This window comes from Acinetobacter calcoaceticus DSM 30006 = CIP 81.8 (genome assembly GCF_000368965.1).
Lineage (GTDB): Bacteria > Pseudomonadota > Gammaproteobacteria > Pseudomonadales > Moraxellaceae > Acinetobacter > Acinetobacter calcoaceticus.
Genome location: NZ_KB849778.1, coordinates 96162 through 110638 on the forward strand (window position 1 = coordinate 96162; position 14477 = coordinate 110638).

Genomic DNA, 14477 nt, shown 5'->3' on the forward strand with positions numbered 1-14477 from the left:
AGTCTTATTAAAACCATGTTTTTGATTTAAATCAGAAACATGGTTTTTTAATGATTTCTTATTGAAGAATTTCGCTCAGTAAAATTATAAACGATTATTTTGCAATCAATTAATAAATAAGAATTATTTACCACCTTCACATTTAATCCATAATTCAATAAACTAGAACAAATAATTACCAAACTTAACAAAGTACCATTGCAATGAAAAACTTAAATTTATTACTTATATCAACATTATTATTTACTGGATGTGCAACAACAAAGTCTATTCAATATCCAGCTGCGGGTAAGCAAACATCTATTTCAGTTTCTTCAGAACAACTTTCTTCAATGACTGAATCAGGTGCAGGTGATTACTTTGTAAAGGAAAGTCAAATATTAGTTGGTGATGCAAGTAGTGCTTCTGCCAGCCCCGTTTCTGGAATGTTTGGCCTTATCGGAGTAGGTGTTGCAATGGCAATTGACAAAAATGCAAATAGTTCAGCCATTGAAAAAAGCTCTCTTAATCAACCTATTAAATTTGACCAGTTAATACAACAAAAAATTACCGACTCTTTCACCCAAAATAAAGCAGATACCACACTCAAACTGCTAGGTTTAAATCAGGCATCAGAAGTCAAAATTGTGCCTTATTCACGTCTTTCTTTCCGTGAAAAACCAATTGTAAAAGTAAATTTTGGTTTAAAGACCCAATTCAAAAATGCGGCAGACAATAATGCAGATACAAAACGCTTATATCACTATGTGAGTAAGGAACGTATTTCTTTATCTGAATGGGAAGCTCAAAATAATTTATTATTTATGCAAAAAGCAGATCAAGCATTTAGCGCTCTTAGCCAAGTGTTCACTTTAGATTTACAACATCAATTAAATTTAACAGCATTTGATGAGAACAAGCAAAAGAACTGTAAAACCAATGCAGATACATCCTTAGTTTCTTTTATTCAAACTCCTGACAATTTATGTGTTGGTGTAGTTAAAACAAGCAAAGGGGATGTATTTCAAAATAATATTTATATCGTTGAACAATAATAAAATTACTAATTAATATCAAATAAATAGAATAGAGAACTACTTAAGCTTAAGCAGTTCTCTAATGTTTAAACAAACTCTTTAATTTCTTCTAAACTTTTCGATGGCTCAAACCACATAAAATCATAATCAGCCGCATCATGAATATAAAATGGATCATTTTTCATAATTTCTTCAGCTTCTTGAATCGAAGAGCTTAAAACTAAAATCACTCCACCTGCCCTATTTTCTCGACGCCCCGATGCCAGAAATTTCTTTTGCTCATAGTAATGATCTAAAAATGCAATATGTTCTTTGAGTACAGCATCAACTTCGGTTAATGGTTTTTTATAGGTCAAGGTAACAACAATCATTTCATTCTCTTAAAGGAAGTAGCACATGACATAGGAGGGTTAAACTACTGATAGCTTATCTATAGTTTATTCGATGGTACGCCGATTCCCCCAATTCATCCACACTAAACTCCCCACAATAATCACACCACCTAACAGCACAATCATTGATGGTTCTTCATTTAAGAAAACAACTGCCAAACTCATTGCAACAATGGGCGAGCAATACAAAAAATTCGACGCAATCGTTAACGGCATATTTTTAAGTACATATCCCCAAAGCACATAAGCCATCGCACTGGGGAAAATACCCAACAACACAATCGACATATTGGCCTGCCAAGTGGCATGTAGAATTTCAGCAGACAACTGCGCGCTATAGAACAGTAAAGGAATGGTTCCGAACCAAATGATGTAGCACATCATGCTCAAAGCATCATAATTTAAGGCAAATTTTTTATATAAATTAAAGTAAATCGCCCATGCAATTGCCGCCAAAACAATTAACAAACCATAAGGGCTCGGCACACCAAAGCCTCGATCACCGCTAACTACTAAAACGGCGCCACAAAGACCTAATAAAATACAAAACCACTGTTTGAAACGGATTTTCTCTTTAAAAAACAAAGCTGAAACGATAAATGTAAATAGCGGAATAGATTGACTTAAAATGCTAGATGCAACCGCACTGACATATTGCTGCCCCGTATTTATAAGCAAATGATGCAAGGTCACAGAGAAAAATCCTAATACCCCAAGCGCAGGAACATCTTTCCACTTTAACGGCTGAATTCCTTTTTTCATGACCAAGAGCAGTAAGAAAACAGATGCAATCACAAAGCGGAGCAGAGCTATATGCTGCGGTGTATATGAATGCAAAGCACTGTGTACACCAATAGGTGAATAACCCCAACAAAAGACGGTAATAGCAATACACAAATAAAGCTTAAATGCCGGAGGCTGTTTTTCGACAGCAAGTGAAATTGCCATGTTAAATCTACGCTAATGAAATGGAACTCTTTCATCATATGCGCATGGATAGTTGAATAAAATTAACTTATATTGAGTCTAATATTCATTAAAAGTGAATGATAAAACATGGATATCGCTCAGTTAAAAATGTTTCAAACGGTGGTTGAATGCGGCACGATGACCAAGGCATCTTTGCAGTTGCACTGCGTTCCATCTAATATCACGGCGCGCATTAAACAACTTGAAGAAGAGCTTGGCGCACCTCTGTTCTATCGGGAAGGGAAAAGTTTAAAGCTCACTCCATCTGGAGAAATCTTTCTTAATTACTGCCAGAAAATTTTAGCGCTTTGTGATGAAGCAAAACGTAGTATTCACCCTGATGCACCGCCCTCTGGTCCATTAAAAATTGGGGCTATTGAATCTTCTGCTACGACTCGCCTACCCAACTTACTGGCGAAATATCATCAACGCTATCCAGAGGTTTCCATTCAAATTATTACTGGCACATGGAAACAGTTATTAGTTGATATTTCTCAGCATAAGCTCGACGGAGCCATTGTCGCTGGTAATATTGAGTTTCCAATGTTAAACAAACTCGGTATTTATCAAGAAGAAATTATTTTAATTGCCCCAGAATCTTTCGGTGAAATCCACTGCCAAGAAGACCTGATTGGTAAAGAAATCTTTATGTGGACTGAAGGTTGTCCTTACCGCGCTGCTCTTGAAGAATGGCTTAAGCTCAAAAATATCTCGCTTCCAATTACCAGCATTACCAGTTACGCCACTATTATTGGTTGCGTGAGTGCAGGCTCTGGTGTGTCTTTAGTACCAAAGAGTCTTTTTGAGCAATATAAAAATTTAACCAATATTCGAGGCTATAAATTTGAACATCTTGCCTTTATGCAAAACCAGTTTTTCTGGCACAAAAATGTGAGCAACCATAAAGCTCGAGATATGTTTTTAGAATTGATTAAGTCAGAATTTATAGCTTAGCTGTGCATTCGAATGAAATTATCTATGTAAAACGCTATGCTTTACATAAAATAATGATGCATAAAACACATCATGACATTTTAAATATTTTAATTTTATTGATATAAAACAATATCCTAATAAAAATTAAGAATCAATTATAAAAACATAAACTGCATGACCCATCCGCTTTTTGCAACGACATCACTCAAAAGAAGCAGATGCTAAGTACATAACGTATTTTTTGAGTCATTCAACATGAATAAAGCAATTGGAATTTTAGGTGGTATGGGTCCACAAGCCACAATTGATGCCATGGATAAAATTATTAAAAATACGCCAGCACATTGCGATCAGGAGCATATTCCTGTCATCACGGTTTCTATTCCAGACATCCCAGATAGAACACAATCGATTATCAATCATGATGATAAACCACTCGAAAAAATGGCTGAATATCTTAAAATTTTAGAAGCAGCACAGGTCGGCTGTATCATTATTCCCTGCAATACTGCCCACTTTTGGTTTAACCAGTTACAGCAACGCACCCAAACCAAAATGATTAGTATTATTGAATCTGCGGTTCATTTTATTCAAGACAGCCAAATTGCTGAAGTTTGTATTCTTGCGACGTCCGCCACCATAAGCACTCAACTTTACCAAAGCCAGTTCATCCAAAACAATATTCGTTTCTCTACCCCTTCTGTTGAGATGCAACACAAAGTGATGCAAAGTATCTATCAATACAAAGCAGGAAATATCGAAAAATCAAAACAACTTATGAGTGAGGTTATTCATTTTTATAGACAAAATAAAAGTACAAAATTCTTATTAGCATGTACTGAAATTCCGCTCATCTTACAAGACAGTATCCAAGACAATCCTGAACTGTTTGTTGATGCGACCGATTTACTCATTAAAAATGCGATTGCTTGGTATCAGAACTCATTAACAGCATCAGCCGCATGATTAAAAAATTTAATGCAAATTATGCATAATTAATTTAGGCAATGGTCCAATCAATTGCCTTCACAAAATTCCATAATCCTTCAGAAGTTGCATTAAGCCTTACACTACTGCGATATAAATAAATATCGACAGACAGTACTGACTCTTTCATTGGTACGATCATCAACTGATTTTGTTTTAACTCATCTTGAATGCTGTAATCGGGTAACCACCCTACGCCATAACCGCCTTTGATCATATCCTTAAGTAATAGACTCATTGAAGACACAAAATTTGTCTCAAACTTGTCCGAATGATGATCTTGTAGAAATTTATTTACCTTTTTCCCCATGTAACTGTCATCGGTATAGTTCATGAGTGGAATTGAAGTATCTTCGAGTGAAAATTTAGGTCGACCTAAATGATTTGGAGTCGTGACTAGATAAAGCTTTGCCGAAAACAACTTATGGCACAAAAATTGTGGATTCATTAAGTCATCATCATAAAAAGATGCAATAAAGTCACATTGACCATTTTTAAGAGAATCTACGGTTTCATTCACATTGATTGCTTCAACATGAAAAATCTTTTCTTGGTAATTTTTTAAATTTCCTAAAATTTTAGGAAAAATATATCCTGCCAAAGAATGCGCAGAAGCAATCGTGACTTTGCTTCGCACATGATTATCACCTTTAATTTGATCTATATTGAACTCAAAATCATCCAGTAAATTTCTAGCATGCAATATAAAAAGCTTACCCTGCTCCGTTAACTGCAAAGGAGAAGTTTCTCGATCAAACACTTCAAAACCAAGACTATTTTCCAAGGCTTGAATGCGACGACTCAGCGAAGACTGAGAAATATTTCTAATATCAGAAGCGACTGTAAAATTTCGGTATTTTTCTAGAACAATCAGGTCATATAACCATTTTAATTCAATGTTTTGTATCACTTGAGGCTCCAGATCATTCTAGAAATTTAGATACGGTATTTAATTATATTTGAAATGATGATTTATCGTAATCAAATCGTATGGGTTTTATCTCATTGCAGTACAAGCTGTATTTTTATCAGTAAGATCAGCACTTCATCTTTTGATTCTGGTTGGGGAGGTTTTATCCAAAATGAAAACCCTAAAAACTCTATGTATTGCGACCTCTATATTGGCTTCATCAAGCTTATTTGCTGAAACAACGCAACCTCAACAAGTGAATGAAATAGCTTCTAAAACACAACCTTATGGTGATAATCCAAGCCTAGGGCGTGTACTGTTATATAAAACAGGAAAAGGCATACAAAATTTAGGAGACAATATTCAAGGTGCTTCTGAAAAGACCTCAAATAAAATTAGTGAAAAGTGGAAAAACACCAAAGAATTTACTGCTGAAAAGGCAGAAGTCGTTCAACAAAAAGCGGATACAGCAAAAGCTTTTACTGAAACAAAAATAGATCAAGCTAAGCAAAATATTACCAGTAGCCGAAACGGTGAAAACATCCCAATAGAACAAGGTGAGTTAAGTAAATCTAGCACTACGGTTAACTAAATTTTTTGGATAGCGCGATAACTTCGCGCTTTAATATAAAATACAAATATCAATCTAGACATAAATACCACTCACTATAAAGAGCTAGGAATCTGCCTTATGAATAGTCAAAAACTTCTCTTTTCAACACTATGCTGCTTAGCATTAACTGCATGTGCAACATCAACGCCCCTTTCTTCTTATTCTCAAGCTCAAGTTTTAGAGCAAGACACCAATATCGAAGCTTATCCGTCTACGACAGGTAATGTGGCCAAGCTCATTAAACAAGATAATCAAGCTTGTATGATTGAATTTACAGGTTATTTAGGTGGAGGACATGTGACCGAACATTGGACGTTTAATAATAAAGGTCTAATTTCAGCGACTTCTTCGACCCTACAATACCCTGATGAATCAGGCATATTAAATCAAGCAACCAACTCTACGACTAAGAGTTCTACGACCTTTAATATTCAAGATCCTGAAATTCAAAATAACTTCAAAAAACTCCAAAATAATTTTAATGCAGCTAATTTAGCAAAGTGTAATTAAGGCTTTTCCATAAAAAACTCGTTGCAGAAGCTTTCTTTTGCAACGAGTTATAGCCATTTAAAATTTCTTGGACCTGATTTAAAAATTATAAATAAGCTATTTAATTAGCGATCAAGCCATTTGTTGCTGCCAGCAAATCAATTCGCGGAAAAACTAATCCCGTTCTCGAATCTGTAATTGGTTTACCTGTCGTTTTTAAACGGCTAATCGTTTGATCAATACTTTCAATTGGACTCACGCCATTTGCTCGTAATAAAGCAATCGCGCCTGCCACATGTGGTGTTGCTTGAGACGTACCGCCCATGGTGTAACCGCCCGCAGTAATCATTGCACCTGGTGCTAATAAAGTCACAAGGCTACCACCATTACTAAAACATGCTACCTTATCTGCTGCTGTGGTTGGGTCAGAACATTTCACTGGATTCCCCCATGACACACCACCAATATTACTGTCATAAACAGCGCCGACTCTCACTGCACCAGCAACACAGGCAGGAGATGAAATACCATCTGCAAATGCATCATTACCTGAGGCTACAACTGGCACCACACCAGCAGCTCGTGCATTAGCAAATGCCGTTCCATAACTGCTATCACTACACTCTGAAGTATATTTAACGCCAGGAACACCAAGGCTTAAATTAACCGCTTTAATATTATAGGTTTGTGCATTGTTTACGGCCCAGTTAATCCCTGCAAGAATATCACTATCGTAGGCTGTACTGACCCACTTACCTTGGGACCGCACCTTTCTAAAGACATCAATACCAATAATTTTAGTTTTGGTTGCGACTTTAGACACAATACCTGAAACATTACTACCATGTCCGTCATCATCTAATGCTCCATCATCTGGTGCACTATCAAAAGAATAAACCACCCGACATGTGCTTGATGGTGTATTGACTGCTGTACAACCAAAATCGGAATGTAAATAGTTCAAACCTGTATCAATCACTGCCACACTAGAACCCTCACTCGTAAAACCATTGGTGTTTGCTTGGGGTTGGTTAATTAAAGGTAAGCTTTCATTGGTCGTGGTTTGATTAATCCGATTTGGGTAAACCGCTTTAACATTCGGGTCATTTAATAAAGAGACTAATGCTTCGCGGTTACTAATCCGATAAAAAGCTAAAGGCAAATTATTGTAGTCCCGCAGTACTTGCACACCGCCAGCACGGTTAAACCTTGCCTGTATATTCTTTTTATTGGTTGCGATATAACTCCGCCGCTCTAAACCAGAAGGCACGCTCACCGAAGGAATATTGTATTCAACAATTAAATCATTCGAATCGTTAGTGACCAAAGCATCTAAATCGATTTTGCCCTGAAATACTTTTTGTTTTGCTGCTTGATTTAACTGCTGTTTAGCACCTTTAGAATCTAAAGGAAGTGCGGATGCAGTTGTACTTAATATCGTACATAGACCTAATAGAAATAACGTTTTACTTTGCATTATTTTTCTCCGTAGTTTTTTCAACTAACAATTTGCTTATTTCGCTTTTATTTCATTTGCTGGATCTTTTTCTGGATCAATCGGTTGAATCGAAAGATCACTTTTTGTGTCATAAAAAGGAACGGTATCAGCTGACACCGATTGAGGATGAGTTGAATCTAAAGATAGATTTTTAGCTTGAGTAGGCTCCTTAAGTTTAGAAAGAAAAGAGGATGTGTCTGGTTGTGACGAATTCGATTCATGTAAAACTGAATTGAACACATCAGATGCACCGCTTGTGGGCTTAAAATAGAGAACAACGGCGACCAAGCCGACTAATACAAGAAAGGAAGCAATAATTTTCATCAGTTAAGATCTCTGTTCTTTTGTTTATAGACATCTATTTTTATTTTTGATTATTCGAAATAAAGAGGTATTTCTTAAAATATATTTCATGTGAAAAATCTAATGAATGAAATATATACCCACAAAAGAAGTAGAAATATCCACACCCGAATAAGCAAAAATGTTGTTCTGCCCTGTACATTTATATTTCTGGCAGAAGGTGGTTCAAAAAAGTGCTAGAAAGCATCTTATTCTCATAATAAGCAATAACTATGCCGTTCCCACTAATAAATAATGAGACTCAAATCATAATTAGAGATATACGTACATGTTGAAAAGAAGAGAAACTTCAAGAAAATTTGAAATTTTATTTTTAAAAATAAAAAGATAAAATTAGCCCAGCTTAATTAGAATAACTAACAAATAAACATTCTTTTTCACTTTATTATTAATTTTTATTAATCTTCACAATTTATCCCTAGTCTGTTTACTCAACGTAACACTGTTGTAACGTTTTGGTGAAGTTAGTTCCCAACCCATAATGCGTTAGCTATGATTCGTTTGCGTTTATGAAATACCTCACTAAAAGGGTATATTCTTTGAAGGATATCGCAATGAAAATGATGAAAACAGCTATCGTTACTGCAAGTGTTCTTGCTTCTGCCTCTATTTTTGCACAAAGTGCGGGCGTTAATGCAGATGCTTCTGCCCAAGTAAATGTACAACCAGGCGGTCTTGTTAGTGGCGTAGCCAACACAGTCAAAAATACTGCACATACTGTAGGCAGCACAGCAAAACATGCAGGTCATGTTGCTGCTGACACTACGGTTAAAGCGACTAAAAAAACAACTGGTAAAGTGACTGAACTTTCTTCTAAAGCAGCAACAGGTACTAAACACTTAGCGACTGAAGCTGCAACAGGTACTAAACACTTGGCTACTGAAGCTGCAGTCGGTACTAAAAACTTTGCAACTAAAACAGCAACTGGTACTAAAAACCTAGCAACTGAAGCTGCAGTGGGCACTAAAAACTTAGCAACTAAAGCTGCAACAGGTACTAAAAACCTAGCAGTTGAAGCTAAAGCCGATACAAAAGCAGGTTTTGATGCTGTAAAGACTAAAGTTGCAGAAAAACAAGCTGACCAAAAAGAATTTACTGGTGAAAAACAAGCTGATGCTCAAGCGCATGTAGATGCTGTAAAAACTCGCGTAGCTCAAAATCAAGCTGAGCAAAAAGAGTTTGTTGCAGACAGTAAAGCAGATGCTCAGGCAAAGTTAAATGCAGCTCAACCAGCGGCAATCAATGCTAATACTGGTGTAAATGTTGGTGTTAACGTTGCTCCTGTCGGAATTAATGCAAGTGTAAATGCAGATGCGCAAGCGTCTACACAAAAAGCGGAAAAGAAATCTTGGATTAAAGGTCTTTTCGGTAATAACTAATCCGTTATAAATAAAAAAAGGGCAATTAATTGCCCTTTTTTTATTTCTCAAAAATCAAGCATTCAGCTCGTTTCAGTTAAAACCAAGCCCGCACGCAAACCAAGCTTCACATTTGGATTTGGAAATAAAATCCAGACCTGATCTTGCTCAACAACATAATTACCAGAAGGTTGTGTCGCAATGATTTCACCTTTTGTAAAAGTCGAAAAATTCGGAGCTTCAGCTGATAAGTTCATCTGAAAATCTTCATCTTTTTTAATTAAAGAGTCCGATACTTTAAACACTCGAATTTTCGCTTTATTGCGTGCTGGTAAAACTTGCTCAGAAACAACATGACGAATGACTTCATCAATTGCAGCAAACTGGCTCAAGTCATTTTGTCCAAATGGCAAAGCTTTACCCAACTCTAAGGTTACACTGGCTGCTTTAAAATTCTCACTGGTAAAATGTGTAAACGTTTTGCCTACCGCATTGTGATACACCAAAGCATCTAAATCAGCCGATTCAAGACTTGCTGTTAAATTCGCATCATAAGCATGCGTTTGATATGGAAATAACGCGAAAGTAGGCAATAAAGAAGCCCGAATAGCTGTGTGCAAATCATAGTGATAACGTTTTGCTTGGCTTGAACTTTCATGAAAGAAAGTCGTGACAACTTGCTCTAAAACCTCAGCTCGCTTTGATTCTTCAGTCACTGGCAGCGTTTTATATCCACTACAAAACATTCGGTTCACATCGTCATGCACATAACGTTTACCTTGACGCATTGCATATGGATTACCCAATACAAACAACAACCTCACAGCAAGGTTTAAGCGTCCGGCAAATAAATCTGTGCAAAGATGAGACAACAATTCAATTGGTGCTGTTTCATTCCCATGTACACCAGCTGACAGTACGACGGCTTTGTCGTACTGTGCATGTGGCGTACATTCAAGAATTCCCTCACCTAACCAACGCCAAGAAAAATTATCTTGTTTTCCTTCACGTGTTGTAGGCTGCTCACCTTGTAAGGTTAATGCTAGAAAATCTTGCATGTCACCTCCTCCTTATTTTTGGAAAGGATAAACCGAACCCAAACCTAAAATTTTGGTCAGCTCATCGAGTGCCATACGGCTTTCCATCAATAAATGCGGATCAGCTAAATCTTCTTGAGTTAAACGATCACGATAATGTTTATCTACCCATTGATTGAGTGTGCCAAACAATTGATCATTCATTAATACTTTTGGATTTACAGCATTTAACTCGGTTTCATTTAAAGCTACGCGTAAACGTAAACATGCTGGTCCACCACCATTACGCATACTTTCACGTAAGTCATAAACCTGAATAGCATCAATTGGTGTACCCATCTGAACCATATCGTTCAAATAACCCCACACTGCCTTATTCTGGCGCGACTCTTCTGGTACAACAATGGTCATTCCACCATCTGGACGAGTCAAAATCTGGCTATTAAATAAATATGTTGCTACTGCATCATCAACGGTAACGCGATTTTCAGGAACTTCAATCGAGATAAAGTCTTCACCGATGCTTGCCATTTTTTGACGAATTTCAGCAAAAGCCTGATCTTGATTTAAAAATGCATGTTGATGATGGAATAAAACCTGTTGGTTGCTGACCGCAATCACGTCATTATGAAAAACGCCTTGATCAATCACATCTGGATTTTGTTGAACAAAAACTGTATGTGCATCATCTAAACGATGCAAACGTGCGATTGCTTCGCTTGCTTCACGCGTCTGACGAGCAGGATAACGTTTTGGCCCCGGCAAACCATTATTTAAATGTTGTTGACCGTAAACAAAAACTTGAACCCCACGCTTAGCATAATCACCACCTAAACGATTGTGATTTGCTGCACCTTCATCACCAAACAAAGCCACTTGCGGCAATGCTTCATGGTGTACAAAATGACGTTCATTTTTAAAGATTGCTTGTAAAACTTGGCTTGTTGTTTCCGCTTCAATCGAACGGTGAAACTTATTATTTAAGTTCGCTGCGGTAAAATGTACACGTTCATCTTGGCTATCTGCCGAAGGTGAAACTGTTGCCGCATTTGCAGTCCACATTGGCGAAGCGGAACTTAAAGATGATAAGAGTTCAGGTGAATGACGCATTGCTTGAGCAACAACACTAATGTCATCTCCTGTAAAACCTAAACGGCGTAACATTGGAACATGCGGGCGTTCATGTGGAGCAAGTACACCCTGCTTCATACCCAAATCAGCTAAGGCTTTCATCTTTAGCAAGCCTTGTTTGGCTGCTAATTTTGGATTAGAGGCATTATTACGGTTTTTTGTCGATGCTTCATTACCAAACGACAAGCCCGCGTAGTGATGTGTTGGTCCCACTAAACCATCGAAATTTACTTCATATCCTTTCATTTTTCTTTCCCTAGTGTTTAAGGCAACACAATCCCTGGAGATAATTTTTCTGGCAAGGTTAAGCTGTCACTTTCAAGTGAAGCCATTGGCCAAGCACAATAATCAGCGGCATAAAAGGCACTCGCACGATGGTTACCCGATGCCCCTACACCACCAAATGGCGCAGCACTTGAAGCACCTGTTAATGGCTTGTTCCAGTTCACAATACCGGCACGCGCTTCAATAAGTACTTGATCAAACAATTCACGTTTTGGAGAAACCAGACCAACAGACAAACCAAAGCGAGTTGCATTTGCAATTTTCAATGCTTCATCAAAATTGTCATAACGTTGAATGGTCGTAAGTGGACCAAAATACTCTTCATCTGGAATATCTGTCACACCTGTTACATCCACAATACCCGGCGTAAGTAATGAACTGTCTTCTTGCGGACGCGTCATTGGCAATAAACTTTTTGCGCCAAGCTCAAGCAATTTTTGCTGAGCAAACATCATGTTTGATGCGGCAACTGACGAGATAACGCCACCCATAAATGGTTGTTGTTCATCATTCCAACGACCAACTTTTAAGTTTTTAGCAACCTCAACAAAACGTTGAATAAATGCATCACCTTCTGGGCCATTTTTTACCAAGATGCGGCGTGCACATGTACAACGCTGACCCGCCGAAACAAAAGCAGATTGAATAGTAAGATTAATCACAGCATCAATATCGATAATTTCATCAATAATCAATGCATTATTGCCGCCCATTTCAAGCGCAAGAATTTTTTCAGGAGCACCTGCCATTTGTTTATGTAGGTGATAACCTGTGTTCGCACTTCCGGTAAATAATAAACCGTCAATTTCATGTGAAGCAGCTAACGCTTCACCCGTGGTACGACCACCTTGCACCAAGTTCATCACACCATTTGGCAAACCTGCTTGCTGCCAAAGTTTTACAGTTTCTTCAGCAGTCCAAGGCGTTAATTCACTTGGCTTAAATACCACGGTATTGCCTGCAAGTAATGCAGGAACAATATGTCCATTTGGTAAATGACCCGGAAAGTTATATGGACCGAAAACTGCAAGCACACCATGTGGACGGTGGCGTAAAGATGCCACGCCATCAGCCATTTCAGTTGAGCTTTCACCAGTACGCTGGTGATAAGCACGAATTGAAATTGCAACCTTGCCAATCATTGATTGAACTTCAGTTAACGTTTCCCAAAATGGTTTACTAGTTTCTTGGCTAATGACTTCCGCTAAGTGCTTTTTATTTTCTTCAAGCAAAGCTGCAAATTTTTCAACAATCGCCACACGCTCTACAAAAGGTAAACGTGCCCATGCTGGAAATGCAGTACGCGCCGCTTGGCAAGCTTGCTCAACATCAGCAGCAGTAGCCTCAGCACCCGACCAGACAGTTTGGTTATCAACTGGATTTGTTTTTTCAAATGTTGTGCCGCTGCCTTGTAACCAGACACCGTTTATAAATAAAGAGTTTGACATCAGGATACTTCCATTGGATTGAGTGATAGCACACGAACAACATGACCTTCTTGTACACCGAGGTTTTCAGCTTGTTCATGCGTTAAATTTATAGTGTTATCAACAAGATCAAGCTTCATCAGCATTGCGCGATAGTCATGATAATTATCATTTGCAACGAGATATTGAGTCTTACCGACCGCAGCTTCACTTGTAATTTTGACGTTTAATAACTGACTTTCTTTTACTGCGCGTAATTCATCAATATTGACTTCAACCGTTGGGCCAGCATCAAAAATATCGACATATCCTTGATAGCGTAAACCTTCCGACTCAAGCACATGATAGGCAGGCAAAGTTTGTGGATGCATTTTTCCAATCACCTCTTGCGCATCTTTTGGCAAGAGATCTACATAGACCGGAAAACGTGGCATAAGCTCTGCAATAAATACTTTTTGCCCAATTCCGCTTAAATAGTCGGCAGTTGAGAAATCCATATTAAAGAAATGGTGACCAATCGCATCCCAAAATGGAGAACATCCATTTTCGTCTGAGAAACCACGCATTTCGGCAATTAATTTTTTCTCGAAATATTGCTTAAAGGCAGCGATAAACATAAAGCGGATTTTCGATAAGAATTTACCGTTTTGGTTTTCACGACGCTCTGGATCTAAAAATAATGTACAGAGTTCACTGCTACCTGTTCTGTCATTACTTAAAAATAAGGTCGGTAATGACTTATAAACATTTAGTGCTTTTGAAGCATGTACTTGTGTTCCAACATGAAAGTTGTACCAAGGTTCCATGAGTCCTACAGCAACCTCAATTGCACTTAAACCAATAACACGTTGAGCTTCTGTATCTTCAAGAACAAATAAATAGCCTTGTTCACTTTTATGGACATTGCCATTTAAAGTATTGCGAGTACGTGAAATTCGAGCCGAAAGTGTATCCATATTTTGTGGCAAGGAAGTCAGGCCCACACCCGACTTACCTGCTAATTTATAAATATCTTCAAGGTCTCGAAACTCGGCATGACGGACAATCATCATGGCTAGCTTCCTTT

15 protein-coding genes are annotated in these 14477 nt (G+C 37.7%); 6 read left to right on the plus strand and 9 right to left on the minus strand.

The features are described 5' to 3' along the window. Positions 1-203 precede the first annotated feature (203 nt). Positions 204-1034, plus strand: coding sequence for a hypothetical protein (locus F936_RS00530; RefSeq protein ID WP_005043937.1), 831 nt, complete (start codon positions 204-206; stop codon positions 1032-1034). A gap of 68 nt (positions 1035-1102) precedes the next feature. Here the strand turns inward: F936_RS00530 and F936_RS00535 are convergent, their stop codons facing one another. Next, complete coding sequence (locus tag F936_RS00535) at positions 1103-1387, minus strand: YciI family protein (RefSeq protein ID WP_005043939.1); 285 nt, start codon at positions 1385-1387, stop codon at positions 1103-1105. A 66-nt stretch (positions 1388-1453) separates the two neighbouring features. Continuing rightward, a complete protein-coding gene (locus F936_RS00540; protein ID WP_005043941.1) occupies positions 1454-2356 on the minus strand; it encodes a DMT family transporter in 903 nt (300 codons plus the stop codon). A 108-nt stretch (positions 2357-2464) separates the two neighbouring features. Between F936_RS00540 and F936_RS00545 the strand changes: the two genes are divergently transcribed. Together F936_RS00545 and cuyB are read left to right on the plus strand one after the other, a co-directional pair. After that, the gene (locus tag F936_RS00545) at positions 2465-3331 is read left to right on the plus strand and encodes a LysR family transcriptional regulator (RefSeq protein WP_005043945.1); all 867 of its coding nucleotides are present in this window, start codon (positions 2465-2467) and stop codon (positions 3329-3331) included. Between the two features lie 237 nt (positions 3332-3568). After that, positions 3569-4279 (plus strand): cysteate racemase, encoded by a 711-nt coding sequence (cuyB, locus tag F936_RS00550; RefSeq protein WP_005043949.1) that lies wholly within the window; start codon positions 3569-3571, stop codon positions 4277-4279. A 34-nt stretch (positions 4280-4313) separates the two neighbouring features. On the opposite strand, the gene F936_RS00555 is transcribed toward cuyB, so the two are convergent. Then, positions 4314-5210 (minus strand): LysR substrate-binding domain-containing protein, encoded by an 897-nt coding sequence (locus tag F936_RS00555; RefSeq protein WP_005043951.1) that lies wholly within the window; start codon positions 5208-5210, stop codon positions 4314-4316. Between the two features lie 172 nt (positions 5211-5382). Between F936_RS00555 and F936_RS00560 the strand changes: the two genes are divergently transcribed. Together F936_RS00560 and F936_RS00565 are read left to right on the plus strand one after the other, a co-directional pair. Then, the gene (locus F936_RS00560; protein ID WP_005038406.1) at positions 5383-5802 is read left to right on the plus strand and encodes a hypothetical protein; all 420 of its coding nucleotides are present in this window, start codon (positions 5383-5385) and stop codon (positions 5800-5802) included. A 99-nt stretch (positions 5803-5901) separates the two neighbouring features. Continuing rightward, positions 5902-6333 carry a hypothetical protein gene (locus F936_RS00565; RefSeq protein WP_003653725.1) on the plus strand — a complete coding sequence of 144 codons (432 nt, stop codon included), beginning with the start codon at positions 5902-5904 and terminating at the stop codon, positions 6331-6333. Between the two features lie 100 nt (positions 6334-6433). Here the strand turns inward: F936_RS00565 and F936_RS00570 are convergent, their stop codons facing one another. Beyond that, positions 6434-7789, minus strand: a complete 1356-nt coding sequence (locus F936_RS00570; RefSeq protein ID WP_005043954.1) for a S8 family peptidase — start codon at positions 7787-7789, stop codon at positions 6434-6436. A gap of 36 nt (positions 7790-7825) precedes the next feature. Continuing rightward, entirely contained in the window at positions 7826-8134 is a 309-nt protein-coding gene (locus tag F936_RS00575) for a hypothetical protein (protein WP_004639614.1), read from the minus strand. 593 nt (positions 8135-8727) lie between these two features. Here F936_RS00575 and F936_RS00580 point away from each other — a divergent pair. After that, a complete protein-coding gene (locus F936_RS00580; protein WP_005043957.1) occupies positions 8728-9552 on the plus strand; it encodes a hypothetical protein in 825 nt (274 codons plus the stop codon). Positions 9553-9614: 62 nt separating this feature from the next. Here F936_RS00580 and astE read toward each other — a convergent pair whose 3' ends face one another. Genes astE through astA form a run of 4 tightly spaced genes read right to left on the minus strand, consistent with a single transcriptional unit; the run spans position 9615 to position 14463 of the window. Continuing rightward, entirely contained in the window at positions 9615-10589 is a 975-nt protein-coding gene (astE, locus tag F936_RS00585; protein ID WP_005043959.1) for a succinylglutamate desuccinylase, read from the minus strand. A 12-nt stretch (positions 10590-10601) separates the two neighbouring features. Next, a complete protein-coding gene (gene astB, locus F936_RS00590; RefSeq protein ID WP_005043961.1) occupies positions 10602-11945 on the minus strand; it encodes an N-succinylarginine dihydrolase in 1344 nt (447 codons plus the stop codon). 17 nt (positions 11946-11962) lie between these two features. Then, the gene (gene astD, locus F936_RS00595) at positions 11963-13432 is read right to left on the minus strand and encodes a succinylglutamate-semialdehyde dehydrogenase (protein ID WP_005043963.1); all 1470 of its coding nucleotides are present in this window, start codon (positions 13430-13432) and stop codon (positions 11963-11965) included. Then, positions 13432-14463, minus strand: coding sequence for an arginine N-succinyltransferase (astA, locus tag F936_RS00600; RefSeq protein WP_005043965.1), 1032 nt, complete (start codon positions 14461-14463; stop codon positions 13432-13434). The genes astD and astA overlap by 1 nt, the downstream gene beginning before the upstream one ends. Between the last annotated feature and the right edge of the window lie 14 nt (positions 14464-14477).

Coding starts and splice junctions, on each gene's coding strand:
- F936_RS00530 (WP_005043937.1), top strand. CDS start 204: ATGAAAAACTTAAATTTATTACTTATATCAACATTATTATTTACTGGA.
- F936_RS00535 (WP_005043939.1), bottom strand. CDS start 1,387: ATGATTGTTGTTACCTTGACCTATAAAAAACCATTAACCGAAGTTGAT.
- F936_RS00540 (WP_005043941.1), bottom strand. CDS start 2,356: ATGGCAATTTCACTTGCTGTCGAAAAACAGCCTCCGGCATTTAAGCTT.
- F936_RS00545 (WP_005043945.1), top strand. CDS start 2,465: ATGGATATCGCTCAGTTAAAAATGTTTCAAACGGTGGTTGAATGCGGC.
- cuyB (WP_005043949.1), top strand. CDS start 3,569: ATGAATAAAGCAATTGGAATTTTAGGTGGTATGGGTCCACAAGCCACA.
- F936_RS00560 (WP_005038406.1), top strand. CDS start 5,383: ATGAAAACCCTAAAAACTCTATGTATTGCGACCTCTATATTGGCTTCA.
- F936_RS00565 (WP_003653725.1), top strand. CDS start 5,902: ATGAATAGTCAAAAACTTCTCTTTTCAACACTATGCTGCTTAGCATTA.
- F936_RS00570 (WP_005043954.1), bottom strand. CDS start 7,789: ATGCAAAGTAAAACGTTATTTCTATTAGGTCTATGTACGATATTAAGT.
- F936_RS00575 (WP_004639614.1), bottom strand. CDS start 8,134: ATGAAAATTATTGCTTCCTTTCTTGTATTAGTCGGCTTGGTCGCCGTT.
- F936_RS00580 (WP_005043957.1), top strand. CDS start 8,728: ATGAAAATGATGAAAACAGCTATCGTTACTGCAAGTGTTCTTGCTTCT.
- astE (WP_005043959.1), bottom strand. CDS start 10,589: ATGCAAGATTTTCTAGCATTAACCTTACAAGGTGAGCAGCCTACAACA.
- astB (WP_005043961.1), bottom strand. CDS start 11,945: ATGAAAGGATATGAAGTAAATTTCGATGGTTTAGTGGGACCAACACAT.
- astD (WP_005043963.1), bottom strand. CDS start 13,432: ATGTCAAACTCTTTATTTATAAACGGTGTCTGGTTACAAGGCAGCGGC.
- astA (WP_005043965.1), bottom strand. CDS start 14,463: ATGATGATTGTCCGTCATGCCGAGTTTCGAGACCTTGAAGATATTTAT.